The following is a 22,443-nucleotide window of genomic DNA, read 5'->3' on the forward strand; positions in this document are numbered from 1 at the left end:
CCGCGGGTCGATCAGCGCGGCCACGGCTTGATGGACGGGGTGGCGGTACGGGATGGGCTGGAAGAGCATGCAGGAGTGGTCTAGGGCCTCTAGCGTCGCGTGCGCGCTCGTGCTGTCCGGCGCCGTCGCCTGGGCGGCGTTCGGCCCGGACGTGGCGCCCTCCGGAGCCGCCGGATCGGCGGCATCGGCCTGGCAACTGCCGGCGTCCACCCGTCCGGTGATCGTCGAGACGGCGTCGCGGCAACTCGTCGCGCTCAACACCATGGACCCCGCCCGCGTCGACCAGAACCTGGACGCCTGGGAGCAGGCCACCGCCGCCGCCGAGCATGATCGGCTCCGCGCGGCCCGCGCCGCCACCCGCGCCCGGTACCTGCGGGAGCGGGAAACGCTGTCGGCGGCGCGGGTGTCGACGGTGGTTCCGGTGGCCGCCCGCTCGGGACGGCAGGGGCCGGACGACGTCGTCCGCGCGGACGACAAGGGCTGGGCCTACCTCATGGCCGTGGTGCGCCTCACCTCCGCCAAGCCCGGCGGGCAACCGGTGGAGAAGGTGCGGAGGTACAGGGTGTTCATGCGGCTCACCTCGCACGGCTGGCGGATTTCCGACCTGTGGGAGGCGCCGGGCGGTGCGGTCATCATGGCGTCGACGACCGAAGGGAGCATCGGGCCGCCGTCGCGGGAGTTCCTGATGCTCAAGGACGCCCGGGCCATGATGACCGACCTGGCCAGGGGCGAGGGGCGCGACGTGCTGACCGGCTCCGCCGTCGCCGATCATGATCGGATCTGGCGGCGGGCGGGCGCTCCCGGAGGGACGAGGAACGGCAATGCGGTCGATGCCGGGGTCATCCGGCAGGACGGTGACTCGGCGGAGCTGCTGGTCTACCTCAACCTCGGCATCACCGAGACCGTGACCGAGCCCATCGAATCCACCGAGACCGGGATCAAGGGCTACGTGACCAGGACCCTCGCGTCCGGACGGGGCGATCTCGCGTTGCGGGTCACCATCGTCCGCGACGGGTCGGGCCGGCGGGTCAGCCGGATGCGGGACGCCTAGCCGCCGTCCCTCAATCAAACGATTGACCGGTTCATGGCGGAGCGTCTAGTTTGTGGGGAATGACCAGCAGCGATTCCGGCGGGCGCGAGCGGATCCTGGACTCGGCCGGGCGGCTGTTCGCCGCGCTCGGCTACGACGGCACGTCCACCCGCATGATCGCCGAGGCGGCCGGGCTCAACGTCGCCACCGTCGCCTACCACGTCGGCGGCAAGCGCGACCTGTACCTCGCCGTCATGGAGCGCGCCCACCTGGCCGAACGGGCCGCCCTCGAAGACGCCCTCGCGGAGGTCGCGCTGGACGCGGAGGGCCTGCTCACCCTCGCCGACCGCTATATCGACTTCTGCGTCGACAATCCGGAGATCCCCGCGCTGTGGATGCATCGCTGGCTGTCGGACGCCTCCGACGTCGCGCACCTTGAGGGGCAGTACGTCCGGCCGCTGACGGACATGGTCACCGCCGCCGCGCGCAAGATCGTGCCCGACGACGTCGACGTCGAGTACGTGGTGTGGACGGTCGTCTGGTGCACCCACGGGTTCTTCTGCGGCGGCGTCCTGGACGCCGACGGGCGGCGCCACGGCCGGGACGACCCGCGCGAGCTGGCCCGGTTCCGCGCCCACGTGCGGCGTCTGGTCGCCGCCGGACTCGGCCTGCCCGTCCAGACCGGTGGATGACGGCGGCCTGCGGATGACGGGCGGCCTGCGGATGACGGCGGCTTGCAGATGACGGGCGGCCTGCGGATGACGGCGGCGCTGCCGCGGCGGCGGCTTCTGGGATACGGCATCGGCTCGGTCGGCACCGGCGTGTTCTCGGCCGTGCCCGGCCTGCTGCTCCTGTACTACCTGACCGATGTTCTCGGTGTTTCCGCCGCGATCGCCGGGGTCGTCCTCGTGGTGCCGAAGGCGTGGGACGTCCTGCTCAATCCGATCGTCGGCGCCGCCAGCGACCGGGAGGCGGTCCGGACCGGACGCCGCACCCGGCTGCTCCTGTTCGGCGCGGTGACGCTGCCGTTCCTGTTCGCCGCCATGTTCGCCGTGCCGGTCGACTCTCCCGGGTTCGCCGCCGCCTGGGCCGGGATCATGTTCCTGCTGGCCGCGAGCGCTTTCGCCTGTTTCCAGGTGCCGTACGTGGCGCTGCCGGCCGAGGTGTCGGACGAGCCGTCCGAGCGGGGCCGCGCGATGGCGTGGCGGGTCGTCTGCCTGACACTCGGCATCCTGCTCGCGGGCGGCCTCGCCCCGGCGCTGGCGGACGCGGGCGGCGGCGGACGCGGCGGATACGCGCTGATGGGAGCCGTGATCGGGCTCGCGATGGGCGCGGCGATGGTCGCGAGCACGCTGGCGAACCGGTGGATACCGTCCCGTCCGGGGCCGCGCCCGCTGGGCCTGGTCGCGGCGCTGCGCACGGCGCGCGGAAACAGGCCGTTTTTCATGCTGCTCGGCGCGTACGTCGCGCACACCCTCGCCGTCGCGATCATGCTGGCGGGCGCGCCGTACGTGGCGACCTACCGGCTGGACGACTACAAGCTCACCTCCGCGATGTTCGTCTGCATGGTCGGGCCGAGCGCGTTCGCGGTACCGCTGTGGCGGTGGCTGTCGCGCAAGTACGGGCTGGTCAACTGCTATGCGGCCGGGCTCGTGCTGTTCGCGGCGACGGCCGCCGCGCTGTATCCGGCGATCACGTCGACGGCCGGTGTGCTGGCGCTGAGCGCGCTGATCGGCGTCTGCTACGCGGCCGTCCAGCTGCTGCCGCTGTCGCTGCTGCCGGAGACCGTCCACGCCGACGCAAGCCGGACCGGGCACGCGCAGTCGGGCGCGTTCACGGGCCTGTGGACGGCCGCCGAGACGGGAGCGCTCGCCCTCGGCCCCGGTGTTTTCGCGTTGATTCTGGCCGCGACGTCGTTCCGGTCGTCCGACCTCGACGAGCCCGTGCTCCAGCCGGGCTCCGCGCTCACCGGGCTGACCGCCGGGTTCACGGTCGTCCCGGCGCTGCTCCTGCTGCTCAGCGTCCCCCTGCTGCTGGCGTACCGCCGGCTGGCCGCCGTCCACCGACGTATCGAGGAAACACCGGAACATGCCGTCTGACCACCTCCCCGAGACCGGCCGCCCGGCCGCGGAACTGCTCGCCGAACTCGCCCGCCTGCGGGCCGCCGACCTGCCCGTTCGCGGCGGCCAGGTCACCGCCTACGTCTACGACACCGGACGCGAGGCCGTGCACGACCTCGCCGCCACGGCCTTCGCGGAGATGCTGGAGGTCAACTGCCTGGACCCGACCGCGTTCCCCAGCATCGTCGCCCTCGAACGCCAGATCGTCGGCGCCGTCGCCGCCCGCCTGGGCGGTGGTTCCGGTGTTTTCACCAGCGGCGGCACCGAGTCGATCATGCTGGCGGTCAAGGCCGCGAGGGACGCGCACGCGGTGGACGGGCGGCCGCAGATCGTCCTGCCTGCGACGGCCCACCCGTCGTTCCACAAAGCCGCGCACTACCTGGGCCTGGAGGTCGTGCACGTCCCGGTCGACGCGTCGTTCCGTGCCGACCCCGCCGCGACCGCCGCCGCGCTGACGCCCCGGACCGTCCTGGTCGTCGCCTCCGCGCCGTCCTACCCGCACGGCGTCATGGACCCGGTCCCGGAGATCGCCGCGCTCGCCGCCTCCGCGGGCGTCCGCTGCCACGTGGACGCGTGCGTCGGCGGCTGGGTCCTGCCCTGGCTGCGGGACGCCGGACGGGACGTCCCGCCGTTCGACCTGTCCGTGCCCGGCGTGACGTCCCTCTCCTGCGACCTGCACAAATACGGCTACGCGCCCAAGGGAGCCTCGGTCGTCCTGTTCGCGGACGAGTCGCTGCGCCGCCACGCCTACTTCGCCTCGGCCGACTGGCCCGGCTACACCGTGATCAACGCGGGCGTGCAGAGCAGCCGCAGCGCCGGACCGCTCGGCGCCGCCTGGGCGACCCTCAACGCGCTCGGCGCGCAGGGCTACCGCGATCTCGCCGAGAACGCCATGAAAACAGCGGAACGGCTGATCGCGGGCGTGGCCGAGATCCCCGGCTTGCGCGTCCTGGGGGAGCCGGTCGTCCCGCTGGTCGCCGTCACGTCCGACGACCCGGCGCTGGACGTCTTCGTCATCGCCGACGAGGCCCGTTCACGCGGCTGGTTCTTCCAGCCTCAGCTCTCCTACCAGGGCATTCCGCCGAATCTGCACTTCACGCTGACCGGCGTGAGCGATGTCGGCGCGCTCCTCGCGGCGCTCGCGGAGTCGGCCGAAGCCGCCCGCGCCGCTGGGCCGCCCGACGTCCCGTCCGGCCTGATCGAAGCCCTCGCCGCCCTCGACCTCGACTCCCTGGACGACGCGGACTTCGCGGCCCTCCTGGCCTCCGTGGGCGTGAACCTGTCCGGCGGCGGCGACCTGGAGATGTCGATGGTGAACGCCGTCCTCGACGTCCTCCCACCCGCGACACGCGAGGCCCTGCTTATCCGCTTCCTATCCGCCCTCTACGCCTGACCCGCCCCACGGCTGGAAGCGCTCAGCCGAGGCGGATCAGGCGTTTGAGGATGGACGGCTCCTCCAGCGTCTGCCCCAGTTCCAAGGGGACGCGCGCTGCCCCGGCCTTCACGGTCGCGACGCGCTCGCTGGTCTCGCCCTCGCGTGGCGGGTCGCCCTGGACGCCGATCGGCACGGTCAGCCCGGCCCAGCCGACCACGGTCACCGCGGACGCGGCGCGCAGCGGCGTCTTCCCGCCGAGACCGTCATCGATCCGCCCGACCCTGGCCCCCTTCGGCGCGAGGGTCGCCGCGGTCAGCGCCGCCTCGGCCGCCGTGACGAGCTGCCCCGCCGTGTTGACGGCGCCCGCCGCCGTCGGCGACTTCTGGCCCATCACCGCGCCCACGATCAGCGTGTTCACGCCCGCGACGTTCTTGCGCGCCGCGAACACGAAATTGCCGCCTGCCGCGTCCGTGTATCCGGTCTTTCCACCGACGACGCCGTACTGCCCCAGCAGGTAGTTCCCGCCCTCCCGGACCTCGCCGCCGTCGTCCGGGACGTACGTCCGGTTGTTCACGATCTCGGCGAAGGCCGGGACGTTCATCGCCGCGCGCAGCAGCTTCACCTGGTCGGCCGCCGTGCTCACCGTCCCGGAGTGGTAGCCGCTCGGATCGGTGTAGCGCGTGCCCGTCATCCCCAGCGACGCGGCCGCCGCGTTCATCTTCGCCGCGAACGCCTGTGTGCTTCCGGCGTCCCAGCGCGCCAGCTCGTGCGCCACGTCGTTCGCTGAGATGACCAGCAGCGCCTCCAGCGCCTTGCGCTGCGTCAACTGCTGGTTGGCGGTCACGCCGAGGATCGACTCGCCGCGCCTCTTGCGCTCGGGGATCTGCGCCGCCGCCTGCGGCGACACGGTCATCACCGGCCCGGCCTCGCCCGGCTTCAGCGGATGGTCGCGCAGGTACACGTAGGCGGTCATCACCTTGGCGACGCTGGCCGTTGGGATCGGCGCCGACGCGCCTGACGTGCCCATGGTGCCGAGCCCGTCCACGTGGACGACCGACTGCCCGACCGACGGCCACGGCAATGCGGGGGCCTGCCCGGGGAATGCGTGGCTGGACGCGATGGTCAGCTCGACGGACGGCTCCGGCACCGGGCGCACGAGCTGCCCGACGACGATCCCGGCGATCAGCACCAGCGCCGCAGCGACGACGACGAGCCAGCGGCGTCCCCGCTTGGGCTCCGCGACCGTCTCGGTGGGAGGCGCGAGTGGCACGGGCAGGGCTTGGGGCGCGGGGAGGGCTTGTGGCGCAGGCAGGGCTTGAGGCGTGGGGGGCGGGGGTGGCGCTTTGGGTGCTGAGGGCGTTGGGGCGGACCCATCCCACGGCACTGTCCATTGCCCGGACGACCGTACGGTCGGAATTTGCGGTGGCGCATTCTGCGACGGCCGGGATAGGACAGGCAAAGCCTCAACCCGCGTAGGCCCCGCGCCACCGGACTCTGGCGCAGACGGTGTTTCCGCTGGGGCGTCTTCCGATTCCTCAGTGTTTTCGGTGCTGTCGTCCTCTGCGGCGGGCTTTGGGAGGTGGACGTACCAGGGGCCCTGCGGGGGAGTGGGCGCGGGTTCTTCGGACGCGTCGTCGCCCGTGTCGGCTTCGTCGTTCTCCGGTTCGGGGGCAGGGCGGCGGATGGAGATGTCGGGCCTGGTCAGGGAGGCATTCTCGGGGATGCGGAATTCTGCGGTGGAGGCGCGGGCGGACTCGTTGTCGTCGTCGGCGCGCTGCTTTTCCGAGCCGGACGTCACCGGTTTCTGCTGGGCGTCGTCGTCCACGGCCCGACCCTCCTTGACTGGTTCCTCCAGGCGGACGGAGCGGCCCTCCCCGACAACCCCCGTGCATCTTGAAGGATGCGCAGTTTATCGAGAAGGTTCGCGTGCAACGGCACACGCCGCAGGGTGTCGCGACTGGCGTGAACCCGGAACGGGACTTGTGGAGAGACATCGCTGACACGTCCCCGCACGGGAAGGCCGGCCCGAATGCCCTGGTGGGTTGCGATGACATGGTGGGCGCGATGACCGTCCCCCCGACGACGACGCAGGAATGCGACGCGGATCTCATCGAGAGTTCGCTGCTGGATCCGGAGGCGTTCGCCGCGCTGTTCGACCGGTATTCGGCGATGCTCTTCCGCTACGTCTCGCGAAGGCTGGGACCGGAGGCCGCAGAGGACGTGGTCGGCGAGACGTTCCTGGCCGCGTTCAGCAAGCGGCGCCGCTACGACCTGGCGCACCGCGACGCGCGGCCTTGGCTGTTCGGCATCGCGACGAAGCTGGTCGCGCGGCATCACCGGACGGAGGCCGCGCGTTACCGGGCGCTGCGCAGGAGCCCGGTTGACGGCCCTGTCGAGGGTCCCGCCGACCGGGTCGCGGCAGGGGTGACCGCTTCGGCGGCGCGTCCCGCGCTGGCCGCGGCGCTGGCGGGGCTGCCGAGACGGGACCTGGACGTCCTGCTGCTGGTGGCGTGGGGCGACCTGGCGTACGAGGAGGTGGCGCGGGCGCTCGGCATCCCGGTCGGGACCGTCCGGTCCCGGCTGAACAGGGCCCGGCGCAAGGTGCGCGCGGCGCTCGGCGGCACGAACCCGTTGCAGGCGGACCCGATGGCGGAGGAGGCGTGACCATGGACGATCTCGAACTGATCCGCGACTTCGGCCGGGACCTGGAGCACGAGCCGGCGGGCTCGCTCGTCCGACAGCGCGGGCGGCTGGTGGACGCGGCGACCGCGCACGACCGCCGCGACCGCCGCGACCGGCGCGGGCCGATGCGGTGGACGCTCTTCGGCGTGCTGGCCGCGGTGGCAGCGGCGGCGGTGACGGCGGCGGCGATCCTCGTCCCGGCGGCGCTGATGGACGGCCGGGACGGCAAGCCGGCGGCGACGGAGACCACCGCGCCCGCCGCCGCGAAGACCCTCAACGTGCTCGTCATAGGCTCGGACGCGCGCCGCGACGGATATCCGGCGCGTTCCGACACGCTCGTCGTGATGCACGTGCCGGCCGACCGGAAGAACATCCGCGCGGTGAGCGTCCCCCGCGACTCCCTGGTGGACATCCCCGCCTGCCAGGACGCAGGCGGCAAGGCCGTCCCGCCGCGGCGCGGGCTGATCAACACGGCGTTCTCGCAGGGCGGCGCCGCCTGTGCGCGGAAGACGGTGGAATCGCTGACCCGGATCAAGGTCGACCAGACCGTGGTGATCGATTTCGGCGGTTTCAAGGCGATGGTGGACGCGCTCGGCGGCGTCCAGATCACCCTGCGCGAGCCGGTCGCCGACCCGAAGGCAGGGCTGAACCTGCGTGCGGGCACGCAGCGGCTGAACGGAACCCAGGCGCTCGCGTTCGTCCGGTCCCGTTACGGCTTCGGTAGCGACGGGTCAGATCTGAGCCGTATCAAGCGGCAGCAGCAATTCATGGGTGAATTGGTGCGGCAGGCCAAGGGCGTGCAGTTGAGGAATCCGGTGCGGTTCGCGAGGTTCCTCGCGGCGGCGGCCCGGTCGGTCAAGGCCACGCCGAAGTGGGATCTTCGAGGGCTGGAGGCGCTCGCCCGCACCTTCGAGAAGACCGGCGCGGACGATGTCGGGTTCGGCGCCGTTCCCGTCCGTCCGGCACCCGAAGACCCGAATCGGGTGGTCTGGGACCCAGCGGGCGCAGAGCGGATGTTCGCCCCGTTCCGCTCCTGAACGCCCCGGCCTCCATGAGTGATCCCGTTTCTGCCGGGTAGGGGCGACTCGTCCCCGGGGCCAGAGGCAACGCGAGGCTCAAGGAGTGAGCGATGGCTACGAAGGTGCGCGACATCATGACCGGCTCCCCGACGTCGGTGTCCCCGGAACTCGACATCGTGACCGTGGCGCGGGCGATGCGCGACGAGGACATCGGCGCGGTGCTGGTCATCGACGGCGAGGACCTGCAGGGCCTCGTCACCGACCGCGACCTGGTGATCCGGGGGCTGGCCGCGGGCGGCGACCCGGCCTACGCGAAGATCGGCGCCATCGCCAGCCGGGCCACCGCGACGGTCGGCCCCGACGACTCGCTGGACAGGGCCGCGCAGATCATGCGCGAGCGGTCCGTGCGGCGGCTCCCCGTCCTCGAGGACGGGCGTCCGGTCGGCATCGTGTCCATCGGCGACCTGGCGATGGAGAAGGACTCCCAATCGGCGCTGGCCGACATCAGCGCGGCCCGCCCGAACACCTAGGCGGTGCCGGGGAGGACGGACAGCAGCCGTTCGATCTCGTTTTCGGTGTTGTAGTAATGCACGGAGGCCCGCACGGCCGACGGGACGGCGTGCGGGTCATATCCGTGTGAGATCGGGTTCGTGACATTGATGTTGACGCCGCGTTCCCTTGCGGCCTCTTTGACGGCGGACGGCTCGTGGCCGTCCACGGTGAACGTGACGATGCCGGACGGCCGCACGCCCTTGTCCAGGACGGCGACACCAGGCCGGACGACCAGTTCCTCACGCAGCGTCTGTGCGAGCCCTAGCACGCGCTTCTCAATAGCGGCCATTCCCAGATCGGACGCGTAGTCGGCAGCGACACCCAGACCAATCTGCCCGGCGACGTACCGTTCCCAGGTCTCGAAACGAACGGCGTCCTGGCGCACCTCGTAGCCGTCCGATGGATTCCAGGCGGCGGCCTGCAAATCGAGGAAAGGCGGCTCCAGCGTCTGGACGATTTCGCGCCGCGCATATAGGAAACCCGTCCCGCGCGGTCCGCGCAGGAATTTGCGTCCGGTCGCTGACAGCAGGTCGCAGCCGATGTCGTTGACGTCCACTGCGAGCTGGCCGACCGACTGGCACGCGTCCAGGAGGAACAGGACGCCGTGCTCCCGGCAGAGCCGTCCGACCTCCGCGACCGGGTGGACGAGCCCGTTGTGCGTAGGGATGTGGTTGAGCGACACCAGCCGGACGCCGCCTTTGACGAGTTCGGCCTCCAGCGCGTCCAGGGAAATCGTTCCGCTGGGCTCGTCCGGGATGACTTCCACACTCACGCCCTTGGCCGCGGCCATCTGCCGGTAGGCGATCGCGTTGCTGGAGTACTCGCTCGTCGTCGTGAGGATGCGGTCGCCGTCCGCGAACGGAATCGCGTAGAACGCCATGTCCCACGCACGGGTGGCGTTCTCCACGTAGGCGATCTCGTCGGCGTGCGCGCCGATCAGCCTTGCCACCGCGTCATAGAAGTGCTGGACGGACGCCGCGTTCCGCTCCGCCGCCTCGTACCCGCCGATCGTCGACTCCAGCGCGAAATGCCTTGTCACCGCGTCGATCACCGGACGCGGCGGCAGCGCGGCGCCGGCGTTGTTGAGGTGGGCCACGCTCGCGCAGCCGGGGGTGTCGGACCGGAGCTCGTCGATGTCCACGTGCCGCCTTCCCTCGAAATCTTGCCTTCCCTCGAAAATGTCGTACCCGTCCGGCACGGTGGAGTGCACAGGTCGGGCGCCCGGATCGCCGCCCTTGACCTCAACCTCCGTTGAGGTCGCATGCTTGCTCTGCTCGGGTTCAGCTCGGGCTCCACTCAGGCCAACGGTTCAGTGCGAATGATCAGCGGGGGTCGTCATGGACATGGAAGTCACCGCGTGGATGTCGCTGCACCACGCGATGAACGCGCGCGACAGCAGGCCCTTCTCCAAGAAGACCTTGCGCCGCATCAGCGGATTCGCCCGCCCGCACAGACGGGCGCTGGCCTCGTTCCTCGCGCTCAGCGTGGCCCTGGCCGTCCTCACGGTCGCGACGCCCGTGCTGGCCGGACGGGTCGTCAACGCCATCGTCGACCAGGCCGCCACGTCCACGGTCGTGGGCCTCGCCGTGCTGATCGCCGTCCTGGCGCTCGGCGAGGGCGGGCTCGGGCTCGCCAACCGGTGGCTGTCCGCCCGCATCGGCGAGGGACTGATCCTCGACCTGCGCACCTCGGTGTTCGACCACGTCCAGCGCATGCCGGTCGCGTTCTTCACCCGGACCCGCACCGGCGCGCTCGTCAGCCGCCTCAACAACGACGTCATCGGCGCCCAGCGCGCCTTCAGCGACACCCTCTCCGGCGTCGTCAGCAACCTGGTGACGGTCCTGCTCACGTTCGCCGTGATGGTGCAGATCTCCTGGCAGATCACCCTTCTCGCGCTGGTCCTGCTGCCCGTGTTCGTCCTCCCGGCCCGCCGCATGGGCAGCCGCCTGGCGCGCCTCGAACGCGAGGCCGCCGCGCACGACGCGGCGATGAGCACGCAGATGACCGAGCGCTTCTCCGCGCCCGGCGCGACGCTGGTGAAGCTGTTCGGCCGCCCGTCCCGGGAGTCCGCCGAGTTCGCGGCGCGGGCCCGGCGCGTCCGCGACATCGGCGTCCGCACCGCGATGGTGCAGCACGTCTTCATCACGGCCCTGACCATGGTGTCCGCGCTGGCCCTGGCGCTCGTCTACGGGCTCGGCGGGTTCCTCTCCCTGCGCGGCAGCCTCGACGCCGGCGCCGTCGTCGCCCTCGCGCTGCTCCTCACCCGCCTCTACGCGCCGCTCACCGCGCTGGCCAGCGCCCGCGTCGAGGTGATGAGCGCCCTGGTCAGCTTCGAGCGCGTCTTCGAGGTGCTGGACATGCGGCCGCTGGTCGCCGAGAAGCCCGAGCCGGAGATCCGCACCGTCCCGGACGGTCCCGTGTCCGTCGAGTTCGACGGGGTCCGCTTCGCCTACCCGTCCGCCGACAAGGTCTCCCTGGCCTCGCTCGAAGAGGTCGCGACGCTCGACACCCGCGGCGGCGTCGACGTCCTGCACGACATCTCGTTCCGCGCCGAACCCGGCCAGATGATCGCGCTCGTCGGCTCGTCCGGCGCCGGGAAGTCGACCATCGCCCAGCTCCTGCCGCGCCTCTACGACGTCGACGAGGGCTCCGTCACGCTCGGCGGCGTCGACGTCCGCGACCTGTCCTTCCAGGGCATCCGCGACACGCTCGGGATGGTCACGCAGGACGGGCACCTGTTCCACGAGTCGATCCGCGACAACCTCCTCCTCGCCCGTCCCGAGGCCGCCGAGGACGACCTGTGGGACGTCCTGCGCCGCGCCCGCCTCGACACCCTCATCAAGGGCCTCCCGGACGGCCTCGACACCATCGTCGGCGAACGCGGCTACCGCCTCTCCGGCGGCGAGCGCCAGCGCCTCACCATCGCCCGCCTCCTCCTCGCCCGCCCCCGCGTCGTGATCCTGGACGAGGCCACCGCCCACCTCGACTCGACGTCCGAGGCCGCCGTCCAAGAAGCGCTGACCGAGGCCCTCGACGGCCGCACCGCCATCGTCATCGCCCACCGCCTCAGCACCGTCCGCGCCGCCGACCTCATCCTCGTCGTGGAGGACGGCCACATCATCGAACGCGGAACCCACGCCGCCCTCCTCACCGCCGAAGGCCGCTACGCCGACCTCTACCGCACCCAATTCGCCGACCAACCACCCCTAGAACCCGTCGCCTAACCCCTGGGTTTGAGCAGCGACCCCTGGGCAGGACACGCCGCGTGGAGTGACACGGCTGGGGAGGACGTGGGATGGTCGAACGGAGTGAGTTGCCTGCTCCCGTGGAGGGGCTGGTGTTGACGCATTTTCTGACCGTGCGGGACGTGGCTCGGTCTCGCGCGTTCTACGCGGACGTGTTCGGCGGCACGGTGGTGCTGGACGAGAACCCCGCCATCGTCAAGGTCGCCAACACCTGGATCATCATGAACCCCGGCGGCGGCCCCACCCCGGACAAACCGGACGTCACGCTGACGGCGCCCGAGCCCGGCGACCCGGTCTCGGCGTTCATGAACGTCCGCGTCGCCGACATCGCCACGTTCTACAGGGCGGCGACCGCGCGCGGCGCCGAGTTCCTCACCGAGCCGATCGACCGCAAGGCCGAACTGCGCTGCTACATGCGCGACCCCGACGGCCACCTCATCGAGGTCGGCCAGGCCACCGGCATGCTCGAAGGCGTCTACGCCGACCCGCCCGCCACGTCCGGCTAGGGGATCTCGGTGAGGACCTGGTGGAGGGCGCGGAGGACGTGGGAGCGCCAGCCGCTGCCCATGCCGCGGAAGGCGAAGGCGTGGACGGGGTCGTCCAGGTCGAAGCCCTCGTGCCGGATGAACAGGCGGGTGCCGCGGCCCTCGGGGACGAGTTCCCAGGTCACCGTGGTGTCGAGGCTGCCGCCGCCCCAGCTGATGCGCAGCAGGCGTTCGGTGTCGAGGTCGAGGACCTGGCAGCGGATCGTCCCGTCGAAGTCGACGTTCGGGATCGGACGGGTCGCGAAGGCGAAGCGGTGGCCGACCACGGGCTTGAAGTCGTTCGGCATCAGCCAGCGGGCCAGCAGGTCCGGGTCGGTGAGCGCCCGCCAGACCTTGGCGGGCGGATGCGGGAGGAACTCGTCCACCTCGATGGCCGCCCGTTCGCCGCTCGTTCCGTCCATGTGGCGTCCTCCCTGTCAGATCCGGCGGAAGCGGGCGACGGCGACGGCGGCGGAGACGATGATGATCCCCGCCGTCCACGCCAGCGCCCGCGTGATCTCGCCGGTGTGCGGCCCCGCGTCCTGCGTGAGTGACCGGACGGCGTCCATCATGACCGTCACCGGCTGGTGCTCGGCGAAACCGCGCAGCCAACCCGGCATCGTCTCCACGGGGACGTAGGCGCTGGACACGAAGCTCAGCGGCAGCGCGAGGAACCCGGCGCCCTGCGCGGCCTGCGGGTTCGCGGTGAGGAGGCCGATCGCGACGAACGTCCACACGAAGGCGAAGCCGAACAGGACGCACAGGCCGAACGCGGCCAGGGCGGAGGCCGGGCCCGTGTGCACGCGGAATCCGACGGCGAAGGCCAGCGCGGCGGAGACCGCGAGGATCAGCGTGACGCGGACTGTGTCGGCCAGCACCTGACCAGCGATGACGGCGGTGCGCGGCATCGGCAGCGACTTCAGCCGGTCGAGGTAGCCGGAGGCGGCGTCGTCGGCGACTGCGACGGCCGCGCTCATCCCGGCGAACAGTCCGCTCACCGTCAGCAGGCCGGGGATCATGTAGTCGACGTAGCCGGTGCCGCGGGTGTCGATGGCGCCGCCGAACACGTACCGGAAGATCAGCAGGAACGCGACGCTCTGCACGATGCCCATCACGATGATCTGCGGTGTCCGGAGCGTCCGGCGGAGCCCGCGCTGGGCGACGACCCAGCTCGCCGTGCCGAGGGCGGCCGTGCCGGGCGCCCGCGTCATCGCCATGCCGCCCGCTTCACGGCCGCCGCGCTCTCGCTCGACGGTCGACACACGTTCGCCACGCTGACGCCGAACGGGTCAGACGCGGTCGCCACGCTGACGCCGAATGGGGCAGACGCGGTCGCCACGCTGACGCCGAACGGGTCAGACGCGGTCGCCGTGTCGGCGTCGGCGGGCGTGCGGGCCGTGTCAGCGTTCTCGTCGTTGTGGCCGGGCGGGGTGGCGGGGTTCATGTCGGGCTCCGTTCCGGGGTGGCGGTCAGGGCGAGGAAGACCTCGTCGAGGGTCGGGCGGCGGAGGGCGATGTCCGCGATGGCGGCGTGGTGCCCGGCCAGCGCGTGGACGGCCTTCACCAGGTCGTCTGGACCGTTCCCGGCGGGCATCGTCAGGACGAGCGAGGACGGGTCGGTCTGGACGGCGCCGACTTCTTTCAGCGCTCGCGCTGCTGGTGCGACCGCGGCGTGGTCCCGGAGGTGAATCTCCACCAGATCGCCGCCGACCTGGGATTTCAGCTCCCGAGGGGTGCCCTCGGCCACGACCCGGCCGTGGTTGATGATCACGACCCGGTCGGCGAGGCGGTCGGCCTCGTCCAGGTACTGGGTGGTCAGCAGGACGTCGGTGCCGCCGGACACGAGATCGCCGATGGCGTCCCACAGCCCGATGCGGGCGCGCGGGTCGAGGCCGGTGGTGGGCTCGTCCAGGAGCAGCAGCCGGGGCGCGCCGACCAGGCTCGCGCCCAGGTCGAGGCGGCGGCGCGTCCCGCCGGAGTAGGTGCGGACGAGGCGGTCGGCGACCTCGTCCAGCGCGAGGCGTCCGAGGACGTTCCGGGCGCTCGCGCGGGCGGCGCGGCGGCCCTGCCCGAACAGCCGGGCGATCATCTCCAGGTTCTCCCGGCCGGTCATGGCCGCCTCGACGGTCGCGTGCTGCCCGGCCAGGCCGATGATCCGCCGCACTTTGTCCGGCTCTCGGACGGCGTCGATTCCGTCTACGCGCAGCGTCCCGCCGTCCGGCCGGACGAGCGTCGCCACCGACCGGACGAACGTGGTCTTCCCGGCGCCGTTCGGGCCGAGCAGCGCGACCACCCGGCCGGGTTCGGCGACCAGGTCGAGCCCGGCGAGGGCCGTCACGTCGCCGAACCGCTTGACGAGGCCCTCGGCCTCCAGGACGGGCGTCACAGCTCGTCCTCCTCGTCCAGCAGTTTCCGCAGGTCGGAGAGGCGTTCGCGCCAGAACCGCTCGTAGGGGCTCAGCCATTCCGACAGCTCGCGCAACGGCTCGGCCTCCAGCCGGTAGATGCGCTGCCGGCCGTCGCGCCGCTCGCTGACCAGCCCGGCGTCGCGCAGCACCTTCAGATGCTCCGAGACGCTCGGGCGGCTCATCGCGAAATGCGACGCCAGGTCGTTCACCGGGCGCGGGCCGTCCAGCAGCAGCGCCGTCAGCTCGCGCCGGACGGGGCTCGCCAGCGCCGCGAAGACGTCCACGTCACTGTCCATGTCGGTTCCCGGCCGCTGGTCAGCGCGCCGCGAGGACGATGCCGTTGCCGTCGGGGTCGGCGAGCGTCGCCTGCCGTCCCCAGGGCAGGTCCTGCGGCCCGTCGACGTCGACCCCGGCGCTGCGGAGCTGCTCGCAGTCGCCGTCCAGGTCGGACGTCTCCAGGATCAGCCCGTGGACGCTGCCCGGCGCCACTCCGGGGACGTGGTTCGCGAGGACGACGTTCGTCTGCGCGCCCTTCGGGGCGAGCTGGAGCCAGCGGATCGGCCCGTTGGACTGGTCGGACACGACCTCGAAGCCGAGCGTGTCCGCGTAGAAGGTCTTGGCGGCGTCCTGGTCGGACACCGGAACGGTCAGCAGCCGTACATGCGTGATGTTCATGCGGCAGACGATACGTAGGAGATTCCCTACCTGTCAAACGTAGGAATCTCCCTACGCATCAGTCGCGGTCTCCAGGGCAGTGACGAGCCATGCGCCTCATCGAACGCCTCGACAGCACATTGCCGCTGGCGGCGCGGCCTTACGGGCTGTTGTCGTCCCGCGCCCGCCGCCTGAACCGCGACGTCTACGACACGCGGCTTCTGCTGCAAAAGACGACCTGCATGACGGGCGCGGACGCGGCGCGCGTCTTTTACGACCCGGACCTTTTCGTCCGGGCCGGTGCGGCGCCGCGCCGGCTGAGCCTCACATTGTTCGGCGAGAACGGCGTGCAGGCATTGGACGGGGAAAGGCATCGCGCGCGCAAGGCGATGTTCATGTCGCTGATGACCGCGGACGCCCGGGACGAGCTCCGCGATATCGCGTCCAGGATCTGGTGGGAACGCATCCGGGAATGGGAGGGGCGGCGGCAGGTCGTCCTGTTCGACGGGGTCGGCGAACTGCTGAGCCGGGCCGTCTGCGCCTGGACGGGAGTGCCCGTCGCCGAGCGCCACGTCCCCGCGATCACCGGCCTCCTCACCGCGCTGATCGACGCCCCCGCCGCCGTCGGCCCCCGCTACCGGCGCGGACGCGCCGCCCGGAAGATCGCCGACCGCTGGGCCGCCGAGCACGTCCGCCGCACCCGCGCCCGCGCCGCTTCGGCCGCGGATGGCCCGAACGCGGATGGCCGCACGGCCTTGGACGTCATCGCCTCCTTCCGCGACACCGACGGACGCCTCCTGCCCCCGGACGTGGCGGGCGTCGAACTGCTCAACGTCCTCCGTCCCACCGTGGCGGTGGCGCGCTTCGTCGTCTTCGCCGCCCTCGCCCTGCACGGGAATCCCCAATGGCGGCATCGTCTCGCGACCGAGGACGACCCGGAACTGCTGGAGGCGTTCGTCCAAGAGGTACGGCGCTTCTATCCGTTCTTCCCGATGGTCGCCGCGCGGGCAGCACGTGACTTTGAATGGCGCGGCCACCATTTCCCCAAGGGGCGTCGAGTTGTGCTCGACCTGCACGGAACCGACCACGATCCGCGCTTGTGGGAACGTCCTGAACAGTTCCGGCCCGAACGTTTCATGGGACGGGAGCCGGACGCCTATTCCATGATCCCGCAGGGCGGTGGGGACCATTACGACGGGCACCGTTGCGCCGGAGAATGGATCACCAAGGATCTGATGAAGGTGTCCGTCACCGCGCTGACCCGGTGGATGAGCTACTCGGTGCCCGCGCAGGACCTGCGCGTCCACCCGTGGCGGGCCCCGGCCGTCCCGAAGAGCCGCTTCATCGTCACCCAAGTCGCCGACACCCGCATCGACGCCGCCGCAGGCCGCTGACCCGCGACGCCGCCCGAAACAGGCCGCTGACCCGCGACGGCGTCGCCGCAGGCCGCTGACCCGCGACGGCGCTCCGAAGCAGGCCGCTGACCCGCGTCAGCGCCGCCGCAGCAGGCCGCCGACCCCCCGCGCCGCAGCAGGTCGCCGACACCCGCGTCGACACCGCCGCAGGCCGTTGACCTGCGGCGGCGCCCGGAACAGGCGGACGGTCAGTCGACCAGGGCCCCGGCGGTGATGTTGACCTGGGTCGAGGTGAGGCTGGCGGCGCGGTCGGACGCGAGGAACGCGGCGACGTAACCGACGTCGGCGGCGGTCGCGGCGCGCTTGAGCAGGGTGGCGTCCACGATCTGCTGCTTGGCCTGGGCCATCTCCGGAATGTCGGGGAAGGACTCGGGGATGCCGCCGCTCTTCATCGACAGCACGCGGACCGAGTGCGGCCCCAGCTCGCACGCCCACTGCCGGCGCATCGCCTCGATCATGTCGAACCCGACCTGCACGTTCCCGAGGCCCGGCGAGTGGTTCGTGCTGTCGGAGCCGCCGAAGTGCAGGATCACGCCTGAGCCCTGCTTGATCATGTGGCGCGCGGCGGCCTGCGTGGTCAGCATGAACGTCCGGGCCATCTTCTCCAGGGACGCGGCGAACTCGCCGATCGGCATCTCGATCATGGGCCGGAACAGCCCGTCCATCGAGATGGCGTTCACCGAGACGTCGACGCTTCCGGCGGTCGAGGCGACGGAGTCGACCCAACTGTTGACGGCGTCCCCGTCCAGGGCGTCCACGCGGGCGGTCTCGGCCAGGCCGCCGGCCTCGCGGATCTGCGCGGCGACGGTGTCGAGCTTGGCGGGCGTCCGTCCGGTGAGGAAGACCCGCGCGCCTTCGGCGGCGAAGGCCCGCGCCATGGTGCCGCCGATCGTCCCGCCGCCGCCGTAGATGATCGCGGTCTTGTTCTCCAGAAGCATCGTTCTCTCCGTTCGTCTCGAGTTGCTCCGCAGGGTGGTCTCGAAGGTAGGCGCGCGGCCGGACGTCCCGCATCGGTCGCGGAACGTACCCTGAAAAGCGCAGGTCAGAGCGGCAATCGGCGGCCGGAAAGGCGCTCTGGGCGGACGCGGCGCGGCGACCTACCGGTACGGCTAAGTCAGATGACCGATACGAGCCGGGCCAGCTCCATCCGCCGCGTCACGCCGATCTTCGGATACGCCTTGTAGAGGTGGTGCCCGACCGTGCGCGGGCTCAGGTAGAGCTGCGCGGCGATCTCCCGGTTGCTGAGCCCGGCGGCGGCGAGCCGGACGACCTGCAGCTCCTGCGGGGTCAGCCGCTTGAGCGGGTCGGCGTCCCCGGCGCGGGCGGCCGGACGGTCGCCGAGCGCCTCCAGCTCGGCGCGAGCGCGCTCGGCCCAGCGTTCCGCGCCGAGCCGGTCGAACGCGTCCACCGCCGAGGTCAGCTCGGTGCGCGCCTCGGTGCGGCGGCGTCGGCGGCGCAGCCATTCGCCGTAGAGGAGACGGGTTCGCGCGGCGTCGTAGGCGTGGTCGCCGTGCAGGCTCAGCGCGGCCCGGTAGTGCTCGTCCGCGTCGTCGCCGTCGGAAAGCAGCGCGCGGCAGCGCGACACCAGCGCGGTGAACGACGTGGCCGCCGCCCATGCCTCGAAGGCGGGCAGGTACTTGCGAGCCAGGTCGGGGCGTCCGGCCCGCACCGCCGCCTCAGCATGGTCCGGGACGGCGCGGATCAGCACGTCGTGACGCGCCGGGCCGGAGCACACGGCGTCCAGATGCTCCAGCGCGGCGTCGGCGTGGCCGTCCGCGAGATCGTGCAGGCCGAGCCCCCAGGACGCCAGCGCCGCGTTCGCCGGCATCGGTTCGGCCTGCCGGAGGACGCCGGGCCCCATCGAACGGCTGCGCCCGGCGTCCGACTCCAGCCGGACCGTGACGCATTTCAGCGCGGTGACCTGCATGTCCATGCCGATGTCGGCGGCCAGCGACAGGCCCTCCGACGCGGCCGACTCGGCGCCGTGCAGGTCGCCGAGCAGCAGCCGTCCGATCGCGAGGGGCTCCAGGACGTACGGCAGCCAGCCGAGCGCGCCCTGCGCCTTGACCTCTGCCGCCAGGCTCTCCAGCAGCGCGATCGCGCCCCGGTCGTCGGCCACGATCAGCCCCAGGAAACCGGCGATGATGCGTTCGACGACGTCTTCGACGTCCCCGGCCCGCGCCGCCTCGACCAGCGCCCGCATCGGCACGACGCCCCCGGACGCGCCGCCCGGCAACCGCCCGTAGGCGATCAGGCCGCCCGCCACCAGCGCCTTGGCCGAGCCCGCCGGGACCTTCGCCCTGCTCAGCAGCGCGACCGCGTCCTGGACGAGATCATGCGCGCCCGCGTCCCTGGCCGCCCAGACGGCCTCGGTCAGCATGGACACCGCCTGCTCGGGATCGCTGTCCACGATCAGCGCCGCGCCCTCCAGCGCGAGTTCGGCGTCGGCGGCCGGGGAGGTGCGCTCGTACGCGACCTGGGCGCGGATGAACGTGGCCTCGGCGATGACCCCGTCGTCCCCGGTCAGATGGGCGGCCTCCGCGGCGAGGCGGGTGGCGGCGTCGGGACGTCCGGCGTCGTAGGCGGCCCGCGCCGCGTGGACGAGCCGCCGCGCCTTGCCCTCCGCGTCCGTGCTGAGCCGCGCCGCCCGCTCGTAGGCGGCGGCGACGGCGGCGGACCCGCCCCGGTCCCCGGCCCGCCGCGCGGCCCGCTCCAGCTCCGCCGCGACGCTCTCGTCCGGCCCGGTCGCGGCCGCCGCGAGATGCCACGCCCGCCGGTCTGCGTGCTCGTCGCCGCCGAGCGTCCCGGCAAGGGCGGCGTGGACGGCGATCCGTTGATGATGCGTCGCGTTCTGGTACGTAACGGCACGGATGAGCGGATGCCGGAACCGCACCTCCTCGCCATCGAGCACCACCAGCCGGGCCTCCTCCGCAGGCCCCAGATCGGCCGCGCCGAGCCCGAGCGTCTCCGCGGCCCGCAGCACGACGCCCAGGTCAGCGGTGCCGTCGGCCGCGACGACCAGAAGCAGCAACCGGGTGGCCTCCGGCATCTCGGCCAGTTGGAGCCGGAACGCCTCCTGCACGCGTCCGCCCACCTGCCCGCCCACCGGCAACGGCCCCGCGTGCCGGGCGGGCTGGGACTGGAGCGCGTTCGCGAGCTCGATCAGAGCCAGCGGGTTGCCGCCCGCCTCGTCCAGAAGCCGCTCCCGCACCGGGACCGTCAGGCCGGGCGCGTGCGCGTCCACAAGGTCCTGCGCGGCGGCACGCTCCAGGCCCTCCAGCCGGACGACGTCCAGCCCGTGGCCGTGGTCCGGGAACGGGGCGGCGGCGTCCCGCACCGTGAAGATCATGGCGATCGGGTCGGCGCCGAGCCTTCGAGCGGCGAACAGCAGCGCGTCCAGCGAGGCCCGGTCGAGCCACTGCGCGTCATCGACCACGCACAGCACCGGACGGTCGGCGGCCAGCTCGGACAGCAGCGTCAGAGTCGCCGCGCCGATCAGGAACCGGTCGCTGACCGGCCCGGCCGCCAGCCCGAACGCAGACCGCAGCGCCGCCGCCTGCTGGCCGGGCAGCGCGTCGAACCGGTCGGCGTACGGGTACAGCATCAGGTGCAGCCCGCTGAACGGCAGCTCCGTCTCGGACTCGACGCCCGCGCCGCGGACGAGCCGCATGCCCGTCGCGTCCGCCGCGACCTGCTCGATCAGCGAGGTCTTCCCGATGCCCGCCTCGCCCCGGATCATCAGCGCCCCGCTCCGTCCGGAACGAGCGCCCTCCAGCACCCCGGCGACGCGCTCCCTCTCGCGATCACGCCCAATGAGCACGCGCAAACAGTAACAAAGCCGAGACATTCATCCCAGCAGTTTCCGCCACGACCGTCAGGACGAGACGGAGGCCGGAGCGGTCCCGTGCGCAACTCTTTATCGGGCCGCGGTACCTTGCACTGCTCATCCGGCAGATTCACGGGGAAGAGGCGCCGGAACCGGCCATTGCCCAAGCAACCGCGTTGCCCGAAGGTGGATTTCGCACCGGCATGATCACCTCGGGGGATTGGAGGAATCCGCGATGGAATCTGACGACCCCGTCTCCGAACCCGACGACCCCGTCTCCGAACCCGACGACCTGAGCGACGTCCCTTCTTTCAAGGCGGGCCTGCGGCGGCTGAAAGCCTGGTCAGGGATGTCCTACCGGGAACTGGAGCGGAGGGCGAAGGCGACCGGGGAGATCCTCCCGGCCACCACCATCGCGGACATGCTCAGCCCCTCCCGTCCCCGCATGCCGCGAGAGAACCAGGTGCGAGCACTCGTCCGCGCCTGCGGGTGCGACGAGGCCCAGGTCGCCGCCTGGCTCAGGACGCGCCGCCGGATCGTGATGACCGAGGCCGCGCCCCCGGACGCCCGCGAGGACGGCCGAGCCACGGATGTCATTTCGGCTCTGGACGACCCGCACGTCCGCACAGGTCCGGCGGGCGTCCATCCCGTCCCACCGCACCGGACGTCCGGCCGTACCGCGATCAACGCATTGCTGACGGCCTGCGGGATCCTGCTGCTGGTCGGCTCCGGTGCGCCCCTCGTGGCACCGGTGCTCGACGGCCGAGTCAGACCCGCGGACGATCCACGACCGCAGACGATGGCGACATCCCGCCCGCCCGCGCCGGGTCTGCCGGCATCGGGCCCGTACCGCATTCGCGCCGCGCATTCGGACCTGTGCCTGTCCGAGCGTCGAGGCACGACGAGCGGCCTCGTCCTGCAAACGCAGTGTGCCCGGGCCTTCCCGCCAATTTCCCTGGAATACCAGACAGCCGCCCGATATCGCATCACCACCGACCACCCCGAGTTCGGACCAGGCTGCATGGGCATCTCCGGGGCCCGGAAAACCCCCGGCCCATATGTCTCCAATGACTTCTGCGGCAACGAGAACAAAGGCGCGGAGGCATTCCTCCTCACCCGCGTCACCACCCCGGCTCCCGGCTACACCATCCGTGTCGCCCACAGCGGCCTCTGCCTTGGATTCCCCGAGAACACCACCCGCGACGGCGCTTCGTTGCATCAGATGGAGTGCGACCAAAGCCCCGGCCAGGTGTTCGCCATAGAACCACGGTAGTCGCCGGGCTCCCAGTGATCGTCCGGGCCGTCCGGTTCCGGGCGGACGTAGTACCAGGTGTTGCCCGCGCTGTTGGCGATCCCGGCGATCGGCCCCATTCCGGCCACTGCCATCACCGTGGGGGTGGCCGCCTGCCAGTCCCATGTTCCCCCTTTCAGGTCGCTGGAATGCCGATCGCCTGACAATTGATCACGCCGAGCGGTGCGGGCAATCACCTGGACCGTTCGACCTCGTCCGAGGTCGTCCGCACATGTACGGCGACCCTCATCGCCCCAGGTCAGGTCTGCGGCCCGGACTCCTCCGACGATCTGTTCCGGCTTGT

Annotated in this window: 21 protein-coding genes; 11 read left to right on the forward strand and 10 right to left on the reverse strand. The window is 71.8% G+C overall.

All coding sequences use genetic code 11. The annotated features are described in order from the left end of the window. Window positions 1–52: 52 nt before the first annotated feature. From ACH35V_RS06045 to ACH35V_RS06060, 4 genes are read left to right on the forward strand one after another with little or no spacing between them, the layout of a single operon-like run. Window positions 53–1,051 carry a hypothetical protein gene (locus tag ACH35V_RS06045; protein ID WP_395970515.1) on the forward strand — a complete coding sequence of 333 codons (999 nt, stop codon included), beginning with the start codon at window positions 53–55 and terminating at the stop codon, window positions 1,049–1,051. Window positions 1,052–1,110: 59 nt separating this feature from the next. After that, window positions 1,111–1,722, forward strand: a complete 612-nt coding sequence (locus ACH35V_RS06050) for a TetR/AcrR family transcriptional regulator (RefSeq protein ID WP_395970516.1) — start codon at window positions 1,111–1,113, stop codon at window positions 1,720–1,722. A 48-nt stretch (window positions 1,723–1,770) separates the two neighbouring features. Beyond that, window positions 1,771–3,129, forward strand: a complete 1,359-nt coding sequence (locus ACH35V_RS06055) for an MFS transporter (RefSeq protein WP_395970517.1) — start codon at window positions 1,771–1,773, stop codon at window positions 3,127–3,129. After that, a complete protein-coding gene (locus tag ACH35V_RS06060; RefSeq protein WP_395970518.1) occupies window positions 3,119–4,543 on the forward strand; it encodes a pyridoxal phosphate-dependent decarboxylase family protein in 1,425 nt (474 codons plus the stop codon). Before ACH35V_RS06055 ends, ACH35V_RS06060 begins: the two co-directional genes overlap by 11 nt. 22 nt (window positions 4,544–4,565) lie before the next feature. Here the strand turns inward: ACH35V_RS06060 and ACH35V_RS06065 are convergent, their stop codons facing one another. Then, a complete protein-coding gene (locus ACH35V_RS06065; RefSeq protein ID WP_395970519.1) occupies window positions 4,566–5,795 on the reverse strand; it encodes a D-alanyl-D-alanine carboxypeptidase family protein in 1,230 nt (409 codons plus the stop codon). Between the two features lie 794 nt (window positions 5,796–6,589). On the opposite strand from ACH35V_RS06065, the gene ACH35V_RS06070 reads away from it, so the two are divergent. The 3 genes from ACH35V_RS06070 to ACH35V_RS06080 all read left to right on the forward strand — a co-directional run bounded on the left by ACH35V_RS06070 (window position 6,590) and on the right by ACH35V_RS06080 (window position 8,756). Beyond that, window positions 6,590–7,189: an RNA polymerase sigma factor gene (locus tag ACH35V_RS06070; RefSeq protein WP_395970520.1), complete on the forward strand. Its 600-nt coding sequence runs from the start codon at window positions 6,590–6,592 to the stop codon at window positions 7,187–7,189. Window positions 7,190–7,191: 2 nt separating this feature from the next. After that, entirely contained in the window at window positions 7,192–8,244 is a 1,053-nt protein-coding gene (locus ACH35V_RS06075; protein WP_395970521.1) for an LCP family protein, read from the forward strand. A 92-nt stretch (window positions 8,245–8,336) separates the two neighbouring features. Further along, the gene (locus ACH35V_RS06080; RefSeq protein WP_395970522.1) at window positions 8,337–8,756 is read left to right on the forward strand and encodes a CBS domain-containing protein; all 420 of its coding nucleotides are present in this window, start codon (window positions 8,337–8,339) and stop codon (window positions 8,754–8,756) included. Here ACH35V_RS06080 and ACH35V_RS06085 read toward each other — a convergent pair. Beyond that, window positions 8,753–9,919, reverse strand: a complete 1,167-nt coding sequence (locus ACH35V_RS06085) for an aminotransferase class V-fold PLP-dependent enzyme (RefSeq protein WP_395970523.1) — start codon at window positions 9,917–9,919, stop codon at window positions 8,753–8,755. The two genes, ACH35V_RS06080 and ACH35V_RS06085, sit on opposite strands and share 4 nt — an antisense overlap. 196 nt (window positions 9,920–10,115) lie before the next feature. Here ACH35V_RS06085 and ACH35V_RS06090 point away from each other — a divergent pair, with 196 nt between their 5' ends. Next, window positions 10,116–12,002, forward strand: coding sequence for an ABC transporter ATP-binding protein (locus ACH35V_RS06090; RefSeq protein WP_395970524.1), 1,887 nt, complete (start codon window positions 10,116–10,118; stop codon window positions 12,000–12,002). Between the two features lie 71 nt (window positions 12,003–12,073). Continuing rightward, on the forward strand, window positions 12,074–12,529 hold the full coding sequence (locus ACH35V_RS06095; protein WP_395970525.1) for a VOC family protein: 456 nt from the start codon (window positions 12,074–12,076) through the stop codon (window positions 12,527–12,529). Here ACH35V_RS06095 and ACH35V_RS06100 read toward each other — a convergent pair. Genes ACH35V_RS06100 through ACH35V_RS06125 form a run of 6 tightly spaced genes read right to left on the reverse strand, consistent with a single transcriptional unit; the run spans window position 12,526 to window position 15,628 of the window. After that, window positions 12,526–12,969 (reverse strand): SRPBCC domain-containing protein, encoded by a 444-nt coding sequence (locus ACH35V_RS06100; protein ID WP_395970526.1) that lies wholly within the window; start codon window positions 12,967–12,969, stop codon window positions 12,526–12,528. The two genes, ACH35V_RS06095 and ACH35V_RS06100, sit on opposite strands and share 4 nt — an antisense overlap. Window positions 12,970–12,984: 15 nt before the next feature. Then, window positions 12,985–13,764, reverse strand: a complete 780-nt coding sequence (locus ACH35V_RS06105; protein WP_395970527.1) for an ABC transporter permease — start codon at window positions 13,762–13,764, stop codon at window positions 12,985–12,987. Continuing rightward, window positions 13,755–13,991: a hypothetical protein gene (locus ACH35V_RS06110; RefSeq protein WP_395970528.1), complete on the reverse strand. Its 237-nt coding sequence runs from the start codon at window positions 13,989–13,991 to the stop codon at window positions 13,755–13,757. The genes ACH35V_RS06105 and ACH35V_RS06110 overlap by 10 nt, the downstream gene beginning before the upstream one ends. Then, the gene (locus ACH35V_RS06115) at window positions 13,988–14,932 is read right to left on the reverse strand and encodes an ATP-binding cassette domain-containing protein (RefSeq protein ID WP_395970529.1); all 945 of its coding nucleotides are present in this window, start codon (window positions 14,930–14,932) and stop codon (window positions 13,988–13,990) included. Before ACH35V_RS06115 ends, ACH35V_RS06110 begins: the two co-directional genes overlap by 4 nt. After that, window positions 14,929–15,249 carry an ArsR/SmtB family transcription factor gene (locus ACH35V_RS06120; RefSeq protein WP_395970530.1) on the reverse strand — a complete coding sequence of 107 codons (321 nt, stop codon included), beginning with the start codon at window positions 15,247–15,249 and terminating at the stop codon, window positions 14,929–14,931. The genes ACH35V_RS06115 and ACH35V_RS06120 overlap by 4 nt, the downstream gene beginning before the upstream one ends. 19 nt (window positions 15,250–15,268) lie before the next feature. Continuing rightward, a complete protein-coding gene (locus tag ACH35V_RS06125; RefSeq protein ID WP_395970531.1) occupies window positions 15,269–15,628 on the reverse strand; it encodes a VOC family protein in 360 nt (119 codons plus the stop codon). An 89-nt stretch (window positions 15,629–15,717) separates the two neighbouring features. Here ACH35V_RS06125 and ACH35V_RS06130 point away from each other — a divergent pair, with 89 nt between their 5' ends. Then, window positions 15,718–17,001, forward strand: a complete 1,284-nt coding sequence (locus tag ACH35V_RS06130) for a cytochrome P450 (protein ID WP_395970532.1) — start codon at window positions 15,718–15,720, stop codon at window positions 16,999–17,001. A 209-nt stretch (window positions 17,002–17,210) separates the two neighbouring features. Here ACH35V_RS06130 and ACH35V_RS06135 read toward each other — a convergent pair whose 3' ends face one another. Next, window positions 17,211–17,960 (reverse strand): SDR family NAD(P)-dependent oxidoreductase, encoded by a 750-nt coding sequence (locus ACH35V_RS06135; RefSeq protein ID WP_395970533.1) that lies wholly within the window; start codon window positions 17,958–17,960, stop codon window positions 17,211–17,213. A gap of 176 nt (window positions 17,961–18,136) precedes the next feature. After that, window positions 18,137–20,842: an ATP-binding protein gene (locus ACH35V_RS06140; protein ID WP_395970534.1), complete on the reverse strand. Its 2,706-nt coding sequence runs from the start codon at window positions 20,840–20,842 to the stop codon at window positions 18,137–18,139. 241 nt (window positions 20,843–21,083) lie between these two features. Between ACH35V_RS06140 and ACH35V_RS06145 the strand changes: the two genes are divergently transcribed. Then, the gene (locus ACH35V_RS06145) at window positions 21,084–22,121 is read left to right on the forward strand and encodes a helix-turn-helix domain-containing protein (protein ID WP_395970535.1); all 1,038 of its coding nucleotides are present in this window, start codon (window positions 21,084–21,086) and stop codon (window positions 22,119–22,121) included. Window positions 22,122–22,443 lie beyond the last annotated feature (322 nt).

The sequence above is a fragment of the Actinomadura sp. 1N219 genome, assembly GCF_044326405.1.
GTDB lineage: Bacteria > Actinomycetota > Actinomycetes > Streptosporangiales > Streptosporangiaceae > Spirillospora.